Raw genomic sequence first — 971 nt, forward strand, 5'->3', positions numbered from 1 at the left:
TCAATAGGATCCAACCCACACAATGCCACAATCTCTTTTGATGAAGCATCCTCATAGCGCATAAACAAGTCAAACAGCACTAAGCCTGAAATATTTCCAATGCCTTTGAGCGAAGTCATCGCAGAAAAACGCTCCTCGTAAGCTTTGTTTGCTTTGATGAGTTCAAGCATGGTAGTGATGATTTCCTTCTCTTCTGCTTTGAGTGCTTTAATCTTAGAACGTAGCTTTCTAATGATAAAAAGCTCATCCTCTCTGTGCAGTGCTGCTTCGAGTTGATTGGTTTTTAGCACACGCTCTTTCATGATTGTTTTATAGTAGCGCAGATAATTTTGTAGGGTTTCTAACTTGGCATCATAATGGGGAATAGCAATCTCTTCGCTTGGTGCAATCTTATGTAGTTGATAGAGCATCCTCGCATCTACCACATCACTCTTATTGCGATTCTTAATCGTTTTTGCAAACGCAGCACTTTGAGAAGGTTTGATGATGTAACACGCAATGGCATGTTGGGCACAAAAGCGTTTCACTAACGTGCTATAACTTCCTGTAGGCTCGTAAATCCAAACAACCTCCACTGATTTACCATACCGTTTTTTCACTTTGGCGTGAAGTTGTTTTACCCCTTTGAGGCTGTTTTCAATCTCAACATCTTCATCAAATTTACCTAAATGCACTTGTAAACTTGCCTTGGAAATATCAATTCCGATATACTCACGCACAAGAACCTCCTTGAAATAAAGAAGAGTTCGTTAGTGTCGGTATCGTACCGACATGATCGTCGAACCTAAACTCTGACTCGTACAATACGGTCTGCTTTATGCGACCTTGTTTCCACTCGAGCTTTTGGGTTCGACTGCTTAACTGTCCCTCAGACTCATTTCTCATGGTCTTGGCTACTTCCAACATATCACTGAACTCTTTTGCAAATACTATCCAAAAGCTCTTTTTGAGTGGATTTTGAATGATACGAG

The 971-nt window shown here is 40.7% G+C and carries 1 protein-coding gene; it reads right to left on the reverse strand.

Translation table 11 applies throughout. The features are described from left to right. Positions 1–719: IS110 family transposase (locus JWV37_RS12610; protein ID WP_205460241.1), on the reverse strand; the 719-nt coding region annotated here is incomplete at its 3' end. Between the last annotated feature and the right edge of the window lie 252 nt (positions 720–971).

This window comes from Sulfurospirillum tamanense (assembly GCF_016937535.1).
Classification (GTDB): Bacteria; Campylobacterota; Campylobacteria; order Campylobacterales; family Campylobacteraceae; genus Sulfurospirillum_B; species Sulfurospirillum_B tamanense.